Source organism: Nocardia sp. NPDC051832, assembly GCF_040681285.1.
GTDB lineage: Bacteria > Actinomycetota > Actinomycetes > Mycobacteriales > Mycobacteriaceae > Nocardia.
The window spans coordinates 39,995-59,158 of sequence record NZ_JBFAYL010000003.1 but is presented as its reverse complement, the minus strand read 5'-3'; the positions used below and the strand labels follow the sequence as shown (position 1 = coordinate 59,158).

Annotated in this window: 16 protein-coding genes; 8 read left to right on the top strand and 8 right to left on the bottom strand. The window is 68.0% G+C overall.

What is annotated here, in order from left to right; all coding sequences use genetic code 11:
* Window position 1: 1 nt before the first annotated feature.
* Window positions 2-1,585: an NAD(P)/FAD-dependent oxidoreductase gene (locus tag AB0M14_RS17970; protein ID WP_364996079.1), complete on the bottom strand. Its 1,584-nt coding sequence runs from the start codon at window positions 1,583-1,585 to the stop codon at window positions 2-4.
* 57 nt (window positions 1,586-1,642) lie between these two features.
* A complete protein-coding gene (locus AB0M14_RS17965) occupies window positions 1,643-3,046 on the bottom strand; it encodes an AarF/ABC1/UbiB kinase family protein (protein WP_364996076.1) in 1,404 nt (467 codons plus the stop codon).
* Between the two features lie 106 nt (window positions 3,047-3,152).
* Here AB0M14_RS17965 and AB0M14_RS17960 point away from each other — a divergent pair, with 106 nt between their 5' ends.
* Together AB0M14_RS17960 and AB0M14_RS17955 are read left to right on the top strand one after the other, a co-directional pair.
* On the top strand, window positions 3,153-3,920 hold the full coding sequence (locus AB0M14_RS17960) for a GntR family transcriptional regulator (protein WP_364996073.1): 768 nt from the start codon (window positions 3,153-3,155) through the stop codon (window positions 3,918-3,920).
* 89 nt (window positions 3,921-4,009) lie between these two features.
* Window positions 4,010-5,347: an AarF/UbiB family protein gene (locus AB0M14_RS17955; protein WP_364996070.1), complete on the top strand. Its 1,338-nt coding sequence runs from the start codon at window positions 4,010-4,012 to the stop codon at window positions 5,345-5,347.
* Here the strand turns inward: AB0M14_RS17955 and AB0M14_RS17950 are convergent.
* Window positions 5,344-6,753, bottom strand: coding sequence for a threonine/serine exporter family protein (locus AB0M14_RS17950; RefSeq protein WP_364996067.1), 1,410 nt, complete (start codon window positions 6,751-6,753; stop codon window positions 5,344-5,346). The two genes, AB0M14_RS17955 and AB0M14_RS17950, sit on opposite strands and share 4 nt — an antisense overlap.
* Before the next feature lie 160 nt (window positions 6,754-6,913).
* Window positions 6,914-8,038 (bottom strand): nitronate monooxygenase family protein, encoded by a 1,125-nt coding sequence (locus tag AB0M14_RS17945; protein ID WP_364996063.1) that lies wholly within the window; start codon window positions 8,036-8,038, stop codon window positions 6,914-6,916.
* A 149-nt stretch (window positions 8,039-8,187) separates the two neighbouring features.
* Here AB0M14_RS17945 and AB0M14_RS17940 point away from each other — a divergent pair, with 149 nt between their 5' ends.
* Window positions 8,188-8,982, top strand: a complete 795-nt coding sequence (locus AB0M14_RS17940) for a 2OG-Fe(II) oxygenase (protein ID WP_364996061.1) — start codon at window positions 8,188-8,190, stop codon at window positions 8,980-8,982.
* Window positions 8,969-9,733 carry an SDR family NAD(P)-dependent oxidoreductase gene (locus AB0M14_RS17935; protein WP_364996059.1) on the top strand — a complete coding sequence of 255 codons (765 nt, stop codon included), beginning with the start codon at window positions 8,969-8,971 and terminating at the stop codon, window positions 9,731-9,733. The genes AB0M14_RS17940 and AB0M14_RS17935 overlap by 14 nt, the downstream gene beginning before the upstream one ends.
* Window positions 9,734-9,740: 7 nt before the next feature.
* Here AB0M14_RS17935 and AB0M14_RS17930 read toward each other — a convergent pair whose 3' ends face one another.
* Window positions 9,741-10,601: an SDR family NAD(P)-dependent oxidoreductase gene (locus AB0M14_RS17930; RefSeq protein ID WP_364996056.1), complete on the bottom strand. Its 861-nt coding sequence runs from the start codon at window positions 10,599-10,601 to the stop codon at window positions 9,741-9,743.
* A 224-nt stretch (window positions 10,602-10,825) separates the two neighbouring features.
* Between AB0M14_RS17930 and AB0M14_RS17925 the strand changes: the two genes are divergently transcribed.
* Window positions 10,826-13,201, top strand: coding sequence for a lysylphosphatidylglycerol synthase transmembrane domain-containing protein (locus AB0M14_RS17925; RefSeq protein ID WP_364996053.1), 2,376 nt, complete (start codon window positions 10,826-10,828; stop codon window positions 13,199-13,201).
* On the opposite strand, the gene AB0M14_RS17920 is transcribed toward AB0M14_RS17925, so the two are convergent.
* Window positions 13,198-13,896 (bottom strand): methyltransferase domain-containing protein, encoded by a 699-nt coding sequence (locus tag AB0M14_RS17920; RefSeq protein ID WP_364996051.1) that lies wholly within the window; start codon window positions 13,894-13,896, stop codon window positions 13,198-13,200. The genes AB0M14_RS17925 and AB0M14_RS17920 overlap by 4 nt on opposite strands.
* A gap of 104 nt (window positions 13,897-14,000) precedes the next feature.
* Here AB0M14_RS17920 and AB0M14_RS17915 point away from each other — a divergent pair, with 104 nt between their 5' ends.
* Window positions 14,001-14,585, top strand: a complete 585-nt coding sequence (locus AB0M14_RS17915; protein ID WP_364996049.1) for a TetR/AcrR family transcriptional regulator — start codon at window positions 14,001-14,003, stop codon at window positions 14,583-14,585.
* 2 nt (window positions 14,586-14,587) lie between these two features.
* Here the strand turns inward: AB0M14_RS17915 and AB0M14_RS17910 are convergent, their stop codons facing one another.
* A complete protein-coding gene (locus tag AB0M14_RS17910; RefSeq protein ID WP_364996047.1) occupies window positions 14,588-15,193 on the bottom strand; it encodes a cysteine hydrolase in 606 nt (201 codons plus the stop codon).
* 38 nt (window positions 15,194-15,231) lie between these two features.
* On the bottom strand, window positions 15,232-16,803 hold the full coding sequence (fadD5, locus tag AB0M14_RS17905; protein WP_364996044.1) for a fatty-acid--CoA ligase FadD5: 1,572 nt from the start codon (window positions 16,801-16,803) through the stop codon (window positions 15,232-15,234).
* Window positions 16,804-17,015: 212 nt separating this feature from the next.
* Here fadD5 and AB0M14_RS17900 point away from each other — a divergent pair, with 212 nt between their 5' ends.
* Both AB0M14_RS17900 and AB0M14_RS17895 read left to right on the top strand, forming a co-directional pair.
* Entirely contained in the window at window positions 17,016-17,987 is a 972-nt protein-coding gene (locus tag AB0M14_RS17900) for a nitronate monooxygenase (protein WP_364996041.1), read from the top strand.
* Window positions 17,988-18,061: 74 nt separating this feature from the next.
* Window positions 18,062-19,153, top strand: coding sequence for an RNA ligase (ATP) (locus tag AB0M14_RS17895; RefSeq protein ID WP_364996039.1), 1,092 nt, complete (start codon window positions 18,062-18,064; stop codon window positions 19,151-19,153).
* The last annotated feature ends 11 nt before the right edge of the window (window positions 19,154-19,164 follow it).

Genomic DNA, 19,164 nt, shown 5'->3' with positions numbered 1-19,164 from the left:
CTCACCGCGCTCCCACCGATTTCCGCTCGACCGGCGTGGCGAGGGTAGCCGGTCGCGTCGTGAACGAGTAGTGACTGAACGGGAAATGCTTGTTCCCCCACCACATCTCGACGTGCGTACTCGGCCGGATCGGCGCCGGATCGCCCTGGTAGTTCACGTAATAGGTGTTGGAGTCCGCGCACGCCTCCGATAGCCACATCGTCTGCGCACCCCGTTTCCGGCATTTCCGGAAGTAGGCGTCGTGCGGTTCCTGCTTGATCTCCACCGCGGTGGCGCCGCGCCGGTTCGCCTCCTTGATCGCACGCGCCGCGTGCCGGCTGGTGCACTCGATCATCGCGAGATACGAGCCCGCCGCGAAGCCGTACGGGCCGGTGATCAGGAACAGATTCGGGAACTTCGGCACGCTCACGCCCTGATAGGCCTGGTAGCGCTCGCGATCCCAGAACTCCCCCAGCTCCAGGCCGTCCCGTCCGATCAGCGGATAGGGCGGGGTGTACCCCTTCTCCATGACCCGGAACCCGGTGGCGCACACCAGCACATCGATCTTGCGGAGCTGCCCGTCCGCGGTTACCACCCCGGTCTTGGTGATCTTCTGGATCGGCTCGGTGACCAGCTCGACGTGCTCCTCGGTGAAGGTCTGCAAGTACCGGTTCGACACCGACGGCCGCTTGCAACCCGGCGCGTAGTCGGGCGTCAATCGCGCTGCCAGCTCCGCGTTTCCCGGCAGCTGCGCCTTGTACAACGCGCCCCCGCCGCGCTGCGCGAGCTGCACGATCCCGGGGATATAGCTGTGGAAAACCCCGACGCCGGAAATGCCGAAATCGATGCCCAGGGTGACCGCGGCCCGGATCGCCCGGCGCAACGGGCCCACATTGACCATGATGTTCTTGGCCAGTTCGGGGATCGGGAAGTCGGCCTTGGGCACCACCCAGATCGGCCGGCGCTGGAACACGGTCAACCGGGACGCGATATCGGCCAGCTCCGGAATCAGCTGCAGCGCCGTCGCTCCGGTGCCGATCACCGCGATCCGTTTGCCTCGGTAGTCGTAGTCGTGGTCCCACTTCGCGGTGTGCACGACTTTGCCCGCGAACTTGTCGATGCCCTCGATCTCGGGCAGCTTGGGCACCTCCAGGCCGCCCACCGCGCCGACCACGAAACGCGAGGTGACTTCCTCCCCGGTGTCGGTGCGCCCGCGCCACAGCTGCCGCTGCTCATCCCATTCGCCACCGACCACGGTGGTGTTCAACCGGATTCGGGAACGCAAACCATAGGCGTCCACCACCTGATCGGCGTACGCCTTCACCTCCGCGCCCGGCGCGAACATCCGCGACCACTGCTTGGGCGGCTCGTAGGAGAAGCTGTAGTAGACCGACGGAATATCCACGGCCACACCGGGATAGGTATTGGCGTGCCAGGTCCCGCCGATATCGCTGTTCTTGTCGACTATGAGGAAGTTGTGGATACCGGCCTTGCGCAGCTCCACCCCCATGCCGATCCCCCCGAAACCCGCCCCGATCACCACGACCTCGTAGTCGGGCCGTTCGCCCGCCGCCGGTCGCTCCGCGCGCTGCCGTGCAGTCGACATGGTTACCTCCGTTGGTAGTCCACCATCGACGGTAACACTGTCTGGGACGGAAGGGAATTACCCGATTCGCCGCTCCGCGGACCGCGCCCGCCGTTCCCGGACACCGGCCAAATCGACAGGGCCGCTGGGCTTCCGCGGCTGTGCCTCGATCGCCTGCTCCAGCTCCGGCAGCCAGCGCACGATCTCGTCCCGATACGGCCCTTCGGTTTCCAGCTGCGACAGCGTCCCGATCAGGGTCAGCGCCGAGCGCGCGAACGGCGTGAAATACGCGGGCATCGTCAATTGCCGTGTCACGTTCGACAATTCGAGTTTGGTCGTGCGCAGGACCTGGGTGCGCAGCCAGGGGGTGGTCAGCCGATACCTGGACCGGCGGAACGGCTCACTGGCCGACATCACCGTCTTGAACAACGCGTCGATATCGAAAACCCGGCTCGATTCCACGAATCCGTGCCGGCGCGCGGCCAGTTCCAGATCTTTCGGGCCGCCTTTGAAAATGGCGGTGCAGTAATCCAGGGCGAGTTCGTCGAAGCCCTCGGGCGGCCACGGGCAGCAGGCGCCGAAATCGACGATACCGAGGCGACCGTCCGGCAGCACCCGGAAATTACCGGGATGCGGATCGGCATAGAGCAATCCGTCGCGGGCCCACCCCGACAACACGAAACGCAGCATCAGCATGCCCAGCCGATCCCGTTCGTCCTGGCTGCCGTTCGCGAGTACCCGGGTCAGGGGCGTGCCATCGAGCCATTCGGTGATCAGCACATCGCCGCGCTGCGCCACCACATTCGGGATGCAGAAATCCGGATCGCCGGCATATGCGGCGGCGAACGCGCGCTGATGTTCGGCTTCCGCGGCGTAATCGAGTTCGGCCCGCACGCCGTCGCAGATCGCCTCGGTCACGCCCTTCACATCGGCGCCGGCGAGAAACACCGTGGCCAGCATGGAAATCCGGCGCAACTGCACCAGATCGCCCTCGATCGCGGCCCGCGCGCCCGGATACATGATCTTGACCGCGACCCGCCGGCCGTCGTGCCACACCGCGCGATGGACCTGCCCGATAGACGCGGCCGCGGCGCGGCGATCGTCGAATTCCTGGAAATGCCAGCGCCAGTCCTCGCCCAGGTGCTCCGCCATGGTCGCGTGCACCATCGCGGGCAGCATCGCCGGCGCCGAATCCTGCAACTGACTCAGCGCGGCGGTGTACGGCTCAGCCACCTCGCGCGGCAGCGCCAGGCCATAGATCGCGAGCAGCTGCCCGAGTTTCGCCGCACACCCCTTCAGCTCGCCCAATACCTCGAAGATGTGCTGGGCCGTGCGCAATTGGATATCGCGATTGATCTCGCTCGACGAACGCCCGAGCACCCGCTTGCCGACCCCCGCGGCCTGCCGCCCCGCGTACGCCATCGGCAGCGCCGCCAGTTTGACGCCGCGCACCGAACTGCGCACGGGCGGTTTCCCAGTCATGAATCACCTCACACTCTGCGCTGACCAGTGTTACCGCAGGTGCGGGATGACACAAGAGCGCCTAGACTGTCTGGGATAATTGGCCCAGACTTGAGAGGTGGCATCGATGGGATCCCAAACGGTAGTCGCCGACGTTGCCGACGAATTGGCGCGCCGGGTTGCCGCAGGGGAATATCAGCCAGGGGATTTGATGCCCTCGGTCCGCCAGGTCGCCGAGGAATTTCAGATGAACCGTGCGACCGCGCAGCTGACTCTCGGGCGGTTGGAGTCCTACGGTTTCGTCGAAGCACGCCGGGGCAAGGGGTTTACCATTCGTGACGTCCGGGAGGCGGGCGGCATCGATGTGTACCGGCATCTGTTTCGTTTTTCCAGTCCCGAGGTCGCGATCGACATGTTCCGCGACATCGTGGAAGTCGAACGCGGGATCGTGATGGATGCGCTGCTCGCGTACACCGGCAGCGCGCAGGAGATCGATCCGGCGGAATTGAAATCGGCCGTCGACGAGATGGAGGCGCTGGCGCGCCTCGAAGTTCCGGATTTCCACCGGATTCTCGATATCGAACTCACGCTGGTGCGCAATCTGCTGACCAGTATCGGTTCGAGCATGCAGCGCGCGATCCTGAATTCCATCGGCGACATGGTGCTCGAGGTGCCGGAGGCCATCGAGGCCTTCTTCGCCGGGGCCGCGGACCTGCACGTGCTGGTCTGGCGGGCGCTGATCGCGGTGTGGGAGTCCGGTTCGGGCCCCTCGGAAGCCCAACTGGCGCTGTTCGAGGACCTGTTCGGGATGTACCACGAAAAGGTGATCGCGCGGTTCAACGAACTCGTCGGCACCGTCGGCGAAGCGGAAGAGGTGCACGCCGCCACCGCGTAGACCTGCCGAAAGCTGTTGCGCGACCCGGATAGTTGACCGACTGTCTGGGACGCCATACCGTGGGGTGCAGCCGAACAAGGGAGTTCACCATGGCAGGCAGCAGGCGCACCGGTTTGGCGCGGTCGGCGAAACTCGCGAGTCTGCCCATGGGCATCATGGCGCGCCGGGTCACCGCGACCGGTAAGGCATTCATGACCGGCGCTTCCCGCGGCGACCTCGACGACGCGCTCGTCGAGAAGGCCGCCGACGAGGTCTTCGCCGTCCTGGGCGAACTCAAGGGCGGCGCCATGAAACTCGGTCAGGCGCTGAGCGTCGCCGAGGCGAGCATTCCGCCGCGCTATGCCGACCGCTACCGCGCAGCCCTGGTCAAGCTGCAATCCCAGGCGCCGCCGATGTCCACCCGATCGGTGCACCGCATGCTCGCCGAACAGCTCGGCATCCGGTGGCGGGACCGGTTTTCCGCATTCGACGACGAGCCGGTCGCCGCCGCCAGCATCGGTCAGGTGCATCGTGCCGTCTGGCACGACGGCCGCACGGTCGCGGTGAAGGTGCAGTACCCCGGCGCGGATACCGCGCTGCTGTCGGATCTGAAGATGCTGCAGATGTTTTCCGGCGCGTTCGCCCGCATGATGCCCGGCGCGGACGCCAAGGGCTTGATCGACGAATTCATCGACCGCACCGCCGACGAGCTCGACTACCGCATCGAAGCCGCGCACCAGCGCCGCTTCGCGCTCGCCTTCGACGGCGACCCGCAGTTCTTTGTTCCGAAGGTGATCGCCAGCGCACCGAAAGTGCTTGTCACACAATGGCTGTCGGCCACGCCGCTGGCGCGGATCATCACCGACGGCTCGAAGGCCCAGCGCGACAGCGCCGGACTGCTCCTGGCCGAATTCGGCCTGAGTTCACCGGTGCGCGTCGGCTACCTGCATTGCGATCCCCACCCCGGCAACTTCCAGCTCCTCGAGGACGGCCGCCTCGGCGTCATCGACTTCGGCGCGGCCATCGCGCTACCGCGCGGCATTCCGGCGGCCATCGGCGAGGTGGCCCGCCATGCGGTCGCCGGGGACTATCGCACCGCTGCGAAAACCTTGCAGGACAACGGCTTTCTGCGCACCGGGGAACAACTGGATCTGGCGCCGATCGAACGTCTGGTCGCGCCGATCGTCGCCCAGATCGACGGCGACAACCTGCATATCAGCCGAAAATTGTTGCAGGGCCATACGGCTCGCGCTCTCGACGCGAAGAACCTGTCGATGAACAACGCCATGGCGATCAAAGCGCCGGCACAGTGGCCCGAATTGGCCATGCTCGGTAGGACATTCGCCGGCGTCGTCGGAGTCTGCGCCCAGCTCGACGCCGAGGGGCCGTTCCTCGCGCTGGTCCAACGGTGGCTGCCGGGCTACGCCGCCGACGGCGCCGCCGCCTAGGGCCGATCGGCCTCGATCCGGTCGGCCGGATACCGCCGGTCCGCGGGCAAGAAGGTATCCAGCAGCGTACTGATCCGCGGCCGCTGATCCCCGACCAGACCCGAGCCGACCAGCACGCCCAGGGCGATGGACAACACGGTGAGCAGCGCGGAGACGATCACGTGCAGCCCATTGGGATTGGACTGCGCGATCAGGTCCGAAACACCGGTCAGCCCGATCCCGCCGGGCACCAGCATCCAGAACGCGGGCAGGAACGCGACCTGCGACGGCGGCGCGTTCTTGCGGCGCTGCACCAAGTAGGCGGCCGGGACCGCGATCAGCCCGCCGAGGAACGCGCCGAGCACCTGACCGGAGAAGTGCCCGCCCAGCGCCTGCGCCGCGTAGGTCACATAGAGCACGATCAGCAACCAGCCCAGGGATTTCGGCGGCGCGCTGGCCCGCCAGGAATGCCCGATGCCGATGAGCAGCACGCCCAGGAACGGCGCCCACCAGCCCAGCTGATCGACCCCGGCGGCCTCCGGGACCGGATGCCGCCCGAGCCCTTCCAGTCCGATCAACAGCCCGAAGGACAACAGCAGCAGCACATTCAGGCCGTAGATGAGCCGGCTGGCCCCGGCCACCATGGACCCGGTGGCCAATTCGATGGTGCCGTTGGTGAGCATGGCCCCGGGCAGCATGGTGGCGACCGCCGGGATCAGCAGCTGGCTGGGATGCCCGCCGGACAGCTGCGCCGGGAACCGGAAAGCGACCCACGAAACCAGCGCCGCGGCGGTGACCGGCAACGCCAGTGACAGCAACGGGATCCGGTGCGCGAGCCACACCAGCACGCCGACCAGCGCGCCGAGCACGCAGTAGCCGACGAGCGCGTGCACGGACGGATTGAGCATCAGCCCCAGCCCGAGGGTGAGCACCACCTGCCCGAGCATGGTCAGCAGCACCGGATTGCGGGGTGTCGATTCGAAGATTTGCTGCAACGACCTGGTTACCTCGGTGGGCGGGGGCAGATCCCGCTTCACCCGATCCAGCAGCCGGTACAGCGCGGCGATCTGGTCCAGCCGCAAAGTGTCGACGGAGGCGCTCATGATGTCGACCGCGGACCCGTTCGCATCCTGGATGCGCACGAAGACACCGGTTGGCAGCACGAAGAAGTGCACGCCCTCGGCACCATAGCGCCGGGCCAGTTCGTCCAGCATCGATTGCACCCGGTTGGTGGTCTCACCTGCCCCGATCAGAGCGACGCCGAGCCAGCGCAGCAGATCGAGCAGATCCGCGGGCACCGGCGGCTGCGCGAGCGGGGACGGTTTCGGCGGCAGCGGCGCGCGGGCGGCGTCCCAGCGCCGCAGCAGGAAATCCGCGATCCTCCGACCCAGCGCGTCGGCCCAGGAACCCACCCGTCCGGAGTTCACGCTCGCCTGCCACCTCCGTCGCCGCCGGGACGCGCAGCCGAAGAGAACCGGGCGCGCATCGGAATTCAGCAAGTTTATGGCAACTAAGCGATGGCGCGGCCGGACACGGCACGAGCCGCCTCCGCCGAATCGCGGAAGCGGCCCGTTGCGTCGCTGGTAGCTAGAGCGCGTCGTTGAGCTTGTTCAGTCGCTCGCAGGCGTCGACGTACTCCTGGATCAGGCGGGCCACCACGTCGGCGGAGCGCTCGACCTTGTTCATCATGCCGACGACCTGACCGACCGGGTTGAAGTTCACGTCCTTGGCCTGCTCCGGATAGCGATGACCGCGCTTCACGCCGTCGATCGCGACCATCATCTGCAGCGGCATGCCCAGCGGCTTCGGGTTCTCCGGCGCCTCCCAGGCTTCGGTCCAGTCGTTCTTGAGCATGCGGGCCGGCTTGCCGGTCCAGGCGCGCGAGCGGACGGTGTCGTTGCTGGAGGCCTCGAGATAGCTCTGCATCTGGGCGGGCGGCACATTGGCCTCCTCGACCGTGAGCCAAATGGATCCGGTCCACACGCCGGACGCGCCCATCGCCATGGCGGCGGCGACCTGGCGGCCGTTGCCGACGCCGCCCGCGGCGAGCAGCGGCAGATCGCCGATGGCGTCGACCACCTGCGGCCACAACACCATCGAGGAGACCTCACCGGTGTGCCCGCCGCCCTCGGTGCCCTGGCAGACGACGAAGTCCAGGCCGGCCGCCTTGTGGTTGAGCGCGTGCTTGACCGAACCGCACAGCGCGCCGATCAGCCGGCCGGAATCCTGGATCTGCTTGATCACGTCGTCGGGCGGGGTGCCCAGCGCGTTGGCGACCAGTTTCGCCTTGGGATGCTGGAGGATGACCTCGATCTGCGGCGCGACGGTGGTCGCGGTCCAGCCGAGCAGCTGGTTGACCTGCTCCTCCTCGGGCAGATGCGGGACGCCGTGGTCGTTGAGCAGCTTCTCGGCGAAATCCCGGTGGCCCTGCGGAACCAGCTCGGCCAGTTTGGCTTCCAGCTCCTCGGGGGTCAGGCCCTCGACGCCCTTGCCCTCGTACTTGGACGGGATCACCAGGTCGACGCCGTACACCCCGGTGACGTGCTCGTCCAGCCAGGCCAGCTCGACCTCGAGCTGTTCGGCGGTGAACCCGACCGCGCCGAGCACGCCGATGCCACCGGCATTGCTGACCGCGGCGGCGACGTCGCGGCAGTGGGTGAAGGCGAAGATGGGGAACTCGATCCCCAGCCGGTCGCAGATTTCGGTACGCATGGGTTGCTGGTCTCCCTGCCATAGAAACTGGTCGACCGACTGTAACACGTTCTAGTTTTCCCGGTACAGCCTCAATTCTCCTTAACCGGGCCGCCGGATCCCGCACCGACCCAATAGGATCGCGATGTTCGTTTCGGGAGGGAGTGACCTTGACCGGGGTTATGGAAAGTCCGGCGCCCGCGCTGCCCGGGTGGTTCACCGAGCTGTTCGCACATCGGCGGTGGGTCCGCCGCGCCACACCGTTTCCGCATGTCTATGTCCGCGACGTGTTCGTCGACGAGTTCTATCAGCGGCTCTCGGCCGAATACCAGCGCGTGCGCCGCGACCGGTCGGCGGACTTCCACGAGGTCCAGAAGAACTACAGCGCCGATTCGATCTCGCTGACCAAGTTGCAGAGCGGCCCGCTGGCGCTGTTCAGCTCCCGGGAATGGCACGACCTGATCGCGGGCGTCGCCGGCGTGCCGGGGACCGGCGACATCGAGGGCGGCGTGCACCACCACCCGCCGGAGAGCCCGCGCGGCTGGCCGCACAACGACCTCGCACCCGCCTGGTTCGCCGGCGAGCTGCCCGCCCCGGACACCACCCAGCTCCCCGGCGACACCGTCGACATCCAGAGCGGCGCACGCGAACCCGGCGTCGCCGCACGCGAATTGGTGCGCGGCGTGGCGATCATGTTCTACCTCGCCAACGAGCCGAACTGGAACGCCGGCGACGGCGGCGAGACCGCGCTGTTCGCCCACGTGAACGGCCGCTTCGATCCGGCGCCCGACCTGCTCGTGCCGCCGCTGAACAACTCCATGGTGATCTTCGAGTGCACGCCGCGGTCCTGGCACACCTTCGCGGGTGAGAACGTCCACGATCGCAATTGCCTGGTGATGTGGCTGCACCGGCCGAAGTCCGAGGCCGTCCGGCGCTGGGGAGAGGGCCACATTGTCGAGTGGTGAGCGCCGCGTCTGCCTGCTCACCGGCGCGGGCGGGCAGCTCGGCGACGAGTTCTGCCGCCGCCTCTACACCGAGTACGACATCGTCGCGGTGCACCGCGAGCGGGTGCCCTCGGCGCCCTCGCAGCACGAATGGTTCATCGACCCGTTCCAGCCGGACGGCGCTGTGCCGGAGAACGATTCGCGCGTACACCTGATCAAGGCGGACCTGACGGAGCCGGGCGAGGTGGAGCGGGTCGTGGACCTGGCGCTGGCCCGGTTCGGCCGGGTGGACCTGCTGGTCAACAACGCGGTGCACATCCCCACCCACCTGCACGGGCTGGTGGACGGCGATGCCGCGCTCGACGATTTCGATCGCACTTTCCGAACCAATGTCGGTGTACCCCTGCGGCTTTCGACCCGGCTGGCGCAGCGCGGCTGGCTGCACGACCACGCCGGGAACCAGGCCTGGAACCGCAATATCGTCAACGTCTCCTGTATCTACGGCACCGAGGTGTTCGCCGGCGGGCAGGCGCTGCACGCCGCGTCCAAGGCGGCGCTGAACCAACTCACCCGGCACCTGGCCGCGGAGTTCACCGAATTCGGCGTGCGCGTGAACGCCCTCACGCCCAACAGCTTTCCCGGCGTCGTCCCGGTCGAGAACGTGCTGCGAGCCATCTTCGAACTCGACAACGGCGCGATGACCGGCGGCGTCTTCGAGGTCGAGATCGAATCCGGGGAACCGCCGGCGGGCAGGCACGCCCTGCCCGCCTGACGGCGCGTCAGCGCTTGTAGCTCACCCCCGTCAGTTTCTCCGAGAGCTCCCAGAGCTGTTCGGCGAACACCGGATCCACCGCCTGCTTGACGCTCGGCGACTCCTCCTTGAACCGGTGGAAGTATTTGCCGTTGATCGCCGCGGCGTCCGGCGTGGTCACCAGGTGCACCAGCGGCTCGGCGCCCTGGTCCGGGCGAATGAAGAACGGCCGCGACAGCGGCGACCGGATCAGCGCGCCGATGCCGAACGGAATGTTGTCGTACACGTTGGTGGCGACCGCGCCCGGATGGAACGCGGCGGTGACCAGCGACGTACTCGCGGTGCGGCGCGCCAGCTCCCGGGTGAACACGATATTGGCCAGCTTGGACGCGGCATAGGAACCCAGCATGGAGAACGAGCCGGTGGGCGCGTTCACGGTGTCCAGGTTCAGTTTCGCGGTCCGGTAGGTCAGGCTCGAGGTGTTGACGACCCGCGGCTGCGGCGCGGCCTGCAGCCGTTCCAGCAGCAGCGCGGTCAGCAGGAAGCCGCCGAGATGGTTGACCTGAAAGGTGCGCTCGTTACCGTCGGCGGTGACGGCGCGTTCGGCCCAGGAGCCGCCCGCGTTGTTGACCAGGACATCGATCTGGGGAAAACGCCCCAGCAGTTGGTCGGCGAGCTTGCGCACGTCGTCGAGGCGGCCGAAATCCGCGAGAAAATGCGCCGCGCCGATCTTGTCGGCGACGTGCGCGGTCCGCTCCGGATTACGCCCGACGACCGCGACCGTCGCGCCGCGCTCGGCCAGCCGCTCGGCCGCGACCGCGCCGATACCGTTGCTGGCGCCGGTGATGACGATGGTCCGGCCCTGTAAGTCCTTGTCCTGCACTGCCATAACTTCCTCCCTGCATTGCCCACCCGTCTTGATGGTCGACGGATCGGAAGAGTTCTTCAAGGGCGCATACCCGCGCGGGCGCCGAAGATGTCTCCCGGGCTACGACCGACAAGGGCGGTTCTGGCAGGCTGATCACCGCGCGGACGTCGGCGTGTTGGCGCCGAACGGCCCGGCGGGCTGCTGCATACTCACAGCTCAACTCGATCCGAAGGTGCCGATACGACATGCGAGTCGACGGGCGGGACATCCCGGTCACGGGCAGCCTGCTGCAGCCGCTGACCAGGCGGACCACCGACATAGTTCGCGTCGTGCTGGCCGCCGCCTGGCTGGGCGTCATCATCGCCGCGTCGGTGATCACCCGCCCGGAATGGCTGGCGCTGGAGGACTCGGTCTCCGACATCGTCGGCTTCCTGACCCCGGATCAGTCGAACCTGGTCTATCTCGTCTACGGCGTGCTGATCCTGATCCTGCCGTTCGCGATCCTGGTCGAGTTGATCATCGGCAGACAGTGGAAGCTGCTCGCCGGATACGCGGCGGCGGCGCTCCTGGCCGGACTCCTGCTCTCGATCACCGGCACCGGGCTATCCGCGCCGCAATGGCATCTGCAAGTCCCGGATCGCCTGGACACCTTCCTGTCCCAGTTCCTCGACGACCCGCGCTGGATCGCGATGATCGCCGCGGTGCTCACCGTCTCCAGTCCGTGGCTACCGCGCAAGTCGCGCCGCTGGCTGTGGTTCCTGCTGCTGTTGTTCGCACCGATCCACCTGGTGGTCTCGACCGTGGTGCCGGCCCGGGCCATGCTCGGGCTGGCGGTCGGCTGGCTGGTCGGCGCGGTCATCGTGTGGCTGGTCGGCACGCCGGCGCTGGAGGTGCCTTTGGACGCCGCCGTGCGGGTGCTGGCCAAGCGGGGGTACACCGTCACCGCGCTCCGGGTGGTGCGACCGGCCGGGCCCGGGCCGCTGGTGCTCGCCGCCGCCACCGCCGACGCGGGCGGCGACCTCAACGTCGAGCTCTACGGCAAGGATCAGCGCAGTCACGGCGCGATCCGAATGCTGTTCCGATGGTTGACCTTCCGGCGCGGGGAAACCGCGGCACTGCACGGCTCGCTGCATCGCGCGGTCGAGCATCGCGCGCTGATGACGGTGGCGGTCGGCGAGCTCGGCCTGGCCGACCAGGCCGCCATCGCGGTCGCCGCCCTGGATCGCGGCTGGATGCTGTACGCGCACACCATTCCCCGCGGCAGATCGCTGCGCGAGCTGGATGCCGCGGACCTGCCGAGTGTGTGGCAGTCGCTCGAGGCCCTGCACACCGGCCAGGCGGCGCACGGCGACCTGCGGCCCGAGGAGATCCGGCTCGGCGCCGACGGCGTCACCCGCTTCACCGGTTTCGGCAATGCCGAGTTCGGCGCCTCCGAGGTGCAGCAGAAAACCGACATCGCGCAGCTGCTGGTGCTCACCGCCGCGGTCTTCGGCAAGGAAACCGCGGTGCGGGCGGCGATCGACGCGCTCGGCGAGGAGCCGGTGCTGACCGCCTCGCCGCGACTGACCAAGTCCGCCATGCCCTCCGGGATCCGCAAGTCCGTCCCCGAGTGGAAATCCGTGCTCGCCGGGACCCGCGACGAGGTGCGCGAGCAGACCGGCAAGGACAAGATCGAGGCCGATCAGATCACCCGGTTCAGCCGCAAGCAGATCATCCAGCTGGCGCTGCTGATCGGCCTGGTCTACGTCGCCTATCCGTTCATCAGCCAGGTGCCGACCTTCTTCACCCAGCTGAAGACGGCGAACTGGTGGTGGGCGCTGCTCGGGCTGGCGGTCTCGCTGCTGACGTATATCGGTGCGGCGGCGGCGCTGTGGGCCTGCGCGTCCGGGCTGGCCTCGTTCCCGAACCTGGTGATCATGCAGATCGCCAACACCTTCGCCGCCACCACCACCCCCGCCCGGGTCGGCGGGCTCGCGCTGAGTGTGCGGTTCCTGCAGAAGAGCGGGCTCGGCGCGGTGCGCGCGACCGCGGCGGTGGCGTTGCAGCAGGCCGTGCAGATCCTCACCCACCTGGCGCTGCTGCTGCTGTTCAGCGTGGTGGCGGGCACCTCGACGGACCTCTCGCATTTCGTGCCCGACGCCACCGTGCTGTACCTGGCCGCGGGTGTCGGCGTCGGCGTCATCGGCACCTTCATGTTCGTGCCGAAACTGCGCCGCTGGCTGAATAATTCGGTGCGGCCGCAACTCCAGGAGGTGCTCGGCGAGCTCGGTGAGCTGGCGCGCGATCCGAAGCGGTTCGCGATCATCGTGCTCGGCTCGGCCGCGATCACCCTCGGCATGGCCGGCGCACTCTGGGCCAGCGTCCAAGCCTTCGGCGGCGGCGCCAATTTCGTCACGGTCACCATCGTCACCATGATCGGCGGCACCCTCGCCTCCGCCGCCCCCACCCCGGGCGGCGTCGGCGCGGTCGAGGCCGCCCTCATCGGCGGCCTCGCCGCGTTCGGCCTGCCGCCGACGATCGCCGTGCCCAGCGTCCTGCTGTACCGCGTCCTGACCTGCTGGCTGCCGGTCTTCTGCGGCTGGTTCACGATGCGCTGGATGACGGCCCGCAACCTGATCTAGCCTGGTTTCACAGCGCTCAGGACACCGGTGATCGGACGCACCGCGGTGAACTCGATATCCCGGAAGCCGTTCTGCCGCAGCAGATTCTGATACCGGCGGATGTCGACGGCGGCTATCGGGTCGGCATCCGGGCCGAGTGCGGCGGGATCGTGGGTCTTGCGCCCGGCCGAGCGGCCCATCGCGCGGATCAGCGCCGGCAGGACGAGGCCGTGCGGATGGGTGTCGGCGAGCAGGAGCCGGCCGCCGGGCCGCAACACCCGGAACATCTGGGCCAGCGCGTCGGCGCGTTTCGCTTCGGGGATGTGGTGCATGACGAAGGTGCAGGTGAGCAGGTCGATACTGGCGTCGGGAAGTGGAAGTTGTTGTGCTGGCGCGTGTTCGAATGCGCAGTGCGGTAGCCGCGCGGAGCGGGCCGCGGCATAGGCGAGCATTTCCGGGGACGGATCGACGCCGGTCACCGATCCGGCCGCACCGGTGCGCTGGGCCAGGCTGCGCACCAGATCGCCAGGGCCACAACCGATATCGGCCACATTTTCGCCCGGTCTCACCCCGCTCAGGTCGGTCAGCCGCCGGTTCAGCGTAGCGCTGCGGCCGAGCATGAACACCGACCGGAAGATCAGGTACTGGCGCGGTTTGGTGAGCAGGATGCCGATCTCGTCGGTGCGATTCGCGGGCTGCTTCGTGGTTTCGTTCATGTCCTCATGGTCGGCCGGTCCGGCCGCATCTACCAGGAACAATGCGGCGGATTCAGTTCGTTTCCGGACACCTCGCCGGGTATTGTCCGGCTTCGGGAGTAGATATGAACGAGAGTGTGGATCGCCGCGTCCGGCGGACCAGACAGCTGCTGCATCGGGCGTTGATCGAGCTGATGCTGGAGCGCGGCTACGACCGGATCACGGTGCGCGACATCCTCGAACGCGCCGACGTCGGGCGATCCACCTTCTACACGCACTTCCGCGACAAGGACGACCTACTGGTGGTGAGCAGCACCGAGTTCCTGCGCACGGCCCTGAGCGCGGCCGAACGCAGTGCGCCGCACGCTGATTGGGCGCCGCCGAAGTCCGATCCGCTGGCCCCGATGTACACCGTCTTCTGGCTGACCGCCGAATACTCCGATGTGTACCGGGCCTGGCTGGGCCGCAAGAGCAGTGGCGAGCTGCTGCGCGCCTACCAGGCGGTGCTCGCCGAGCTCTTGACCGAGCACCTCGCCGAACGCCTCGACCTGGACAAGGCCGAGCTGGCCGCCACCGTGACATTCCTGTCCTGGGGTGCGGTCGGCCTGCTCGGGGCGATCGCGCAGGACGATCCGCCGACGCCGCCACGCGAGGCCTATCGGCGCCTCACGAAGCTGCTAGCGCCGGGGCTGCGCACCCAGCTGCGCTGAATTCACCGGCGGCGCAGCAACTCCAGCGCCACCGCCGACGTGAGACTGCCCGCGGTGACCAGCTCCAGATTGGCCAGCGCCGCCGCGTGCGCTTCCGCCGTGGCGGCGATGACGCAGTCGGTGACGACGTGCACGGTGAAGCCGAGATCGGTGCCGTGGCGGGCGGTCTGCTCGACCGTGAGATTGGTGGCGACGCCGGTGAGGAACAGGGTGTCGACCTCGCGCTCGGCGAGCCATTCGACGATATTGCTGCCGGCCAGGCCGGACAGCTTCTGGTTGTCGAAGGCCACCGTGTAGCGCCCGGCCATCTCCGGAATGGTCTGCGCCCCGGCCGATCCGGGCCGGAAATCGGTCTGCCCGGCCGCGACCGAACGCATGAAGCCGGTGTTGCGGACCAGTTCACCCTCCCCGATCGGGATGGTGAAACGGGTGAACACCACCGGCACCCCGGCGTCGAGCGCGCCGGCATGGAAGCCCACGGCGCGGCGCACCACTCCGCTGCGTGCGACAGGCGCCGCCAGCATCGGCCCGAAGAATCCCTCGGGCCGAATCACATTCACCTGCCAGTGCAGTCCGAGCACGGCGGCGCGGATGCGGGGAGTAGCCATGGGCCGATCATGAAGCATCCGCACCGGCCGCGCAGGACTCAGGACGAATAATCTTTACGGAGTTGTACTTTGACGACCTTGCCGCTGGCGTTGCGGGGCAACTCGGGCACCACGACCAGGTCCTTCGGGTGCTTGTAGCGGGCCAGGTTCTCGTTGAGGAACGGCTCCAGGTCGGCGATGGTCAGCTCCGCGGCCGGGTCGGTGAGCGCGACCACCGCGACCGGCACCTCGCCCCACTTCTCGTGCGCGCGCCCGATGACCGCGGCCTCGCGGATCTGCGGATGCGCGAACAGCACGTTCTCCACCTCGGCGCAGTAGATGTTCTCGCCGCCGGAGATGATCATGTCCTTCTTGCGGTCGACGACGTAGACGAAACCCTCCGCGTCCTGCCGCACCAGGTCACCGGAGTGGAACCAGCCGCCCTCGAACGCCTCCGCCGTGGCTTCGGGCTTGTTCCAGTAGCCCTGCATGAGAGTCGGCCCGCGGTAGACGATTTCGCCGATCTCGCCGGGCGCGACGTCGTTCATCTCGTCGTCGACGATGCGGGTCTGGATGGTCGGGATGGGCTTGCCCACCGAGCCCAGCTTGGCGATCGCGTCCCGGCCCTCCAGCACGCAGGTGATGGGCGACATCTCGGTCTGCCCGAACACCGCGACGTTCTGCGCGTCCGGGAAGCAGTCGGCCATGGCCCGCAGCACCGTGTCCGAGGCGGGCGCCGCGCCCCAGCTGAGCATCTTCAGCGCCAGCTTGCGCTGCTTGACGGTCGGCTCGTCGCAGATCAGCTGCCACTGCGCGGGCACACAGAACGCGGTGGTGGCGCCTTCGGTCTCCACCGCGTCCAGGTACTCGGTCGCGTCGAAGGCGCCGAGCGGATGCAGGACGGTCTTGCCGCCGAGCAGGAAATACGGTGCGAGGCTTCCCAAGCCGGCGATATGGAACAGCGGCGAGGTACAGAAGCCGACCGAGTCCGGCGTGATGTCCATGGCCCGGATGCAGGTCAGCGCCTGGGCGTTCATGTTGGCATGCGAGAGCACCGCGCCCTTCGGGCTGCCGGTGGTGCCCGAGGTGTACATGATCAGGCTGGGCGTGTCCTCGGGAATGTCGAGCGGGGTGTGCGCCGCGCCGTCCTCGGCGAGCAGTTCGTCGAAGCCCAGCACGCCGTCGCCGGACGTGCCGTTGATGACGACGCAGGTCGCCAGCGCGGGCGCCTGCGCCTGCACGGCGGTGGCCAGCGGCTGCAGCACGGTGTCGGTGACGATGGCCTTGGCGCCGCTGTCGCCGACGATATAGGCGACCTCGGGCGGGGTGAGCCGGAAGTTCACCGGCACCGCGATCGCGCCGAGCGCGTTGATGCCGAACACGGCTTCCAGGTATTCGGGGTAGTTCAGCGCGAGCAGCAGCACCCGGTCACCGAAGCCGACGCCGCGGCGGGCCAGCGCGTCCGCGAATTTCCGCGACCGGTCGTGCAGCTGGGCCCAGGTGGTGTCCTGTCCACGGAACCGGAGCGCGACCGCGTCGGGGCGCATCAGCGCGTGCGTCGCGAGCTGGTTGTTCCAGTGGTTGCGCCGCGAACGAATCGGCTCGTCGAGCGCTGGGGCACCGTTGGTCATGAGTTGAGCTCCTCGCCGGCGGCCCACACCGTCGGGGCCGACTGAGACGAGAATAACAACTAACTTAATTGGGCGGCAAGAGCGAATTGATGTGCCGGAAATCGAGGTAATCGATGGATTTGCAGCGAATCACGGCTCACTTCCCGCTTGTATCCGCCACGACTCCCGTGTCACCATCAAGGCCGAAGACCACAGACATACAGGAGAGCGCGATGCTGCGTACCAGGTTCACCGAGACCTTCGGGGTGGAGCACCCGATCGTGCAGGGCGGCATGATGTGGGTCGGCCGCGCCGAACTCGTCGCCGCCGTCGCCAACGCGGGCGGCCTCGGTTTCATCACCGCGCTCACCCAGCCCACCCCGGATGACCTGCGCAAGGAGATCGCGCGCACCCGGGAGCTGACCGACAAGCCGTTCGGCGTGAACGTCACCATCCTGCCGTCGATCAATCCGCCGCCGTACGCCGAATACGTGCAGGCGATCATCGACAGCGGCATCAAGATCGTGGAAACCGCGGGCAGCAACCCGGAACCGTTCCTGCCGTACTACCGCGAGGCCGGAATCAAGGTGCTGCACAAGTGCACCAGCGTCCGGCACGCCCTCAAGGCCCAGAAGATCGGCGTCGACGGCGTCAGCATCGACGGCTTCGAATGCGCCGGCCACCCCGGCGAGGACGACATCCCCGGCCTCATCCTGATCCCCGCCGCCGCCCGCGCGCTGGACATCCCGATGGTCGCCTCCGGCGGCATCGCCGACGCTCGCGGTCTGGTCGCCGCTCTCGCGCTGGGCGCCGACGGTGTGAACATGGGCACACGCTTCCTGTGCACCCAGGAGTCCTCGATCGATCAGAAGGTCAAGGAACAAATCGTCGCCAACAGCGAGCTCGACACCCAGCTCATCTTCCGCACCATGCGCAATACCGCGCGCGTCGCGGACAACGAGATCAGCCGCAAGGTGGTCGAGATCGAGAAGTCCGGCGGCACCTTCGACGACGTCCGGGAGCTGGTCTCCGGCGCCCGCGGCCGTCGCGTCTTCGAGGACGGCGACCTGAACGCCGGCATCTGGTCGGCCGGCCTGGCACAGGGCCTGATCCACGACATCCCCACCTGCGCGGAGCTGATCGAGCGCATGGTCACCGAAGCCGAAGCCCTCATCAAGGCCCGGCTCGCCGATCTCGTCGCCTGACGACCGCCGGAAAATGCATCGACCGAGGTGACGGCACGGACGTAGGCTGACCCGATCCGCTGGGAGGGGATGCCATGTCCACGTTGTCCGTCACCGTCGAAAAGCTGGTCGTACACCCGCATTCCAACGCCGATCGGCTGGAGCTGGCGCAGGTCGGGTTGTATCGCGCCGTGATCGCCAAGGGCGAGTTCGCCACCGGCGATTACGCGCTGTACATCCCGGAGCAGGCGATCCTGCCCGAGGCGCTGATCGCCGAGCTCGGGCTGACCGGGAAACTGGCCGGCGCGCAACGGGATCGGGTGAAGACCGTGCGGCTGCGCGGCGAGGTGTCGCAGGGCATCGTGTGCCGGCCGGCGGCGCTGGCCGGCGTCGATCTGGCGCGGGCCGAGGCCGAGCGGACCGACTTCGCCGAGCTGCTCGGGGTCACCAAGTGGGCGCCGCCGATTCCGGTGGCCATGTCCGGGCAGGTGGAGGCGGCGCCGGAGCTGATCCGGTGGATCGATGTGGAGAACATCAAGCGCTACCCGGGGATCTTCGAGCCGGGCGAAGCGGTGGTCGCCACCGAGAAGATCCACGGCAGCACCTGCCTGCTGACCTATCTCCGCGAGGGCGACCGGGTTCAGGTGTCCTCCAAGGGAATCGGCGGCCAGTCGCTGGCGCTGGTGGCCGACGAGAGCAACCTGTACTGGCGGGCGACGCATCGGCACGGTCTGGTCGAAGCGGCCCGGAAGCTCAGTGCCGCACTGGGTCTGGCGCGGGTCGCGTTCTTCGGCGAGGTGTACGGGCAGGGCGTGCAGGACCTGCACTACGGTGCGGCGGCCAGGCACGACGAGACCCTCGGCTACGCGCTGTTCGACATCGCGATCGATCCGGCGCCGGAACCGGTGCGGTGGCTCGCGCATGCTGAAATCGGCTCTGTCCTAGGCGATCTAGGGATCACGGTGCCGCGGGTCCCGGTGCTCTACGAGGGCCCGTACGACGCCGCGGTGCTGCTCGCGCTCGCCGAGGGCACGGAAACCGTGACCGGCACCGGCGCGAACATCCGGGAAGGCCTGGTGGTCCGGCCCGCCACCGAGCGGTACGCCCCGATCCTGGGCGGGCGCGCCATCGGCAAGATCGTGTCCGACGCGTACCTGCTGCGCGACGGCGGCACCGAATACGAGTGACGAACCCCGGG

Coding starts and splice junctions, on each gene's coding strand:
- AB0M14_RS17970 (WP_364996079.1), bottom strand. CDS start 1,585: ATGTCGACTGCACGGCAGCGCGCGGAGCGACCGGCGGCGGGCGAACGG.
- AB0M14_RS17965 (WP_364996076.1), bottom strand. CDS start 3,046: ATGACTGGGAAACCGCCCGTGCGCAGTTCGGTGCGCGGCGTCAAACTG.
- AB0M14_RS17960 (WP_364996073.1), top strand. CDS start 3,153: ATGGGATCCCAAACGGTAGTCGCCGACGTTGCCGACGAATTGGCGCGC.
- AB0M14_RS17955 (WP_364996070.1), top strand. CDS start 4,010: ATGGCAGGCAGCAGGCGCACCGGTTTGGCGCGGTCGGCGAAACTCGCG.
- AB0M14_RS17945 (WP_364996063.1), bottom strand. CDS start 8,038: ATGCGTACCGAAATCTGCGACCGGCTGGGGATCGAGTTCCCCATCTTC.
- AB0M14_RS17930 (WP_364996056.1), bottom strand. CDS start 10,601: ATGGCAGTGCAGGACAAGGACTTACAGGGCCGGACCATCGTCATCACC.
- AB0M14_RS17925 (WP_364996053.1), top strand. CDS start 10,826: ATGCGAGTCGACGGGCGGGACATCCCGGTCACGGGCAGCCTGCTGCAG.
- AB0M14_RS17920 (WP_364996051.1), bottom strand. CDS start 13,896: ATGAACGAAACCACGAAGCAGCCCGCGAATCGCACCGACGAGATCGGC.
- AB0M14_RS17915 (WP_364996049.1), top strand. CDS start 14,001: ATGAACGAGAGTGTGGATCGCCGCGTCCGGCGGACCAGACAGCTGCTG.
- AB0M14_RS17910 (WP_364996047.1), bottom strand. CDS start 15,193: ATGGCTACTCCCCGCATCCGCGCCGCCGTGCTCGGACTGCACTGGCAG.
- fadD5 (WP_364996044.1), bottom strand. CDS start 16,803: ATGACCAACGGTGCCCCAGCGCTCGACGAGCCGATTCGTTCGCGGCGC.
- AB0M14_RS17900 (WP_364996041.1), top strand. CDS start 17,016: ATGCTGCGTACCAGGTTCACCGAGACCTTCGGGGTGGAGCACCCGATC.
- AB0M14_RS17895 (WP_364996039.1), top strand. CDS start 18,062: ATGTCCACGTTGTCCGTCACCGTCGAAAAGCTGGTCGTACACCCGCAT.